1 protein-coding gene and 1 pseudogene are annotated in these 1,167 nt (G+C 78.1%); one reads left to right on the top strand and one right to left on the bottom strand.

The annotated features are described in order from the left end of the window. Nucleotides 1–712, top strand: a 712-nt coding sequence (locus ND748_RS32405; protein ID WP_251750073.1) for an SDR family NAD(P)-dependent oxidoreductase, incomplete at its 5' end; no start/stop codon positions are given. Between the two features lie 214 nt (nucleotides 713–926). Here ND748_RS32405 and ND748_RS32400 read toward each other — a convergent pair. Further along, nucleotides 927–1,167 (bottom strand): annotated as a pseudogene (locus ND748_RS32400) (hypothetical protein); the annotation flags it as partial.

Here is a 1,167-nt window from a genome sequence, read left to right as displayed (position 1 = left end):
TCCCCGCACCGCCGGGATCGTCGACCGCGCCGGCCTGATCCAGGCGGTGCGGGAGCTCGGGCACCGCACGCCCGGCGAGGCGCGCCGCGCGGTCGCCGCCGTCCTCGCCGGCCGGGAGATCACCAAGACCCTCGCCGACGTCGAGGCGCGCGGCGGCCAAGCCCGCTACCGGCAGCTCGACGTCCTCGACGCCGACGCCGTCCAGCAGGCCGTCAAGCAGATCTTCGCCCGCCACGGCCGCCTCGACGGCGTCGTCTACTCGGCCGGGGTCATCGAGGACGCGCTCGTCGCGGACAAGGATCCGCAGTCGTTCCGGCGGGTGTTCGACACCAAGGTCGCCGGGGCGCGAACCCTGCTCACCGCGCTCGCCGAACTGCCCGTCGCGCCCCGGTTCCTGACCTTCTTCGGCAGCATCGCGGGCGTCCTGGGCAACCGCGGGCAGGGGGACTATGCGGCCGCGAACGACGCGTTGGAGACCCTCGGGGCCGCCTGGGCGCGCCACCGGGACACCCGGACGATCACCGTGCACTGGGGTCCGTGGGCGCCGTCGGCCGCGCATCCGGGGATGGTCGATCCGGGGCTCGAGGCGGAGTTCGCGCGCCGCGGAGTGGACCTCATCGATCCCGACGAGGGTCACCTGTACCTGCTGCGCGAACTTGCCTGGGGACCCCGCGACGCACCCGCGGTCGTCTACACGGCTTCGGGCTGGTAGCCGGCCACCGCGGTCGCCCTGACCGCAAACCGGTGGCCACTGGCCGGGCGCGCTCCCCTCAAGGACCGCGCCCGGGCCACCCGCCCCCGGGCCCCGCCCACCTCCGCGGCCCACTCACCTCCGGGCCCCACTCACCTCCGGGCCCCATCCACCTCCGGGCCCCATCCACCTCCGAGGCCCACTCACCTCCCCGGGCCCCATTCACCTCCGAGGCTCACCCGCCTCCGAGGTCCACCCGCCTCCGGGCCCCATCCGTCCCTCCCGATCCAAGGAGTCCGACCACGATGACGCCCTCGCCGGCCCCGCCCTCGGCACCGGCGCGCCCGCCCCGGGCCGTCGCACCGCCCGACCCCGCCCCCCGGGGGGGGGGGGGGGGGGGGGGGCGGGGGGGGGGGGGGGGGGGGGGGGGGGGGGGGCGGGGGGCGCGCGGGGGGGGGCGGGCGCGCCCGCGCGCG

Source organism: Frankia sp. AiPs1, from assembly GCF_023716945.1.
Taxonomy (GTDB): domain Bacteria; phylum Actinomycetota; class Actinomycetes; order Frankiales; family Frankiaceae; genus Frankia.
Note: the sequence above shows the minus strand (reverse complement) of the source record. Positions and strands in the feature narration are given on the sequence as shown.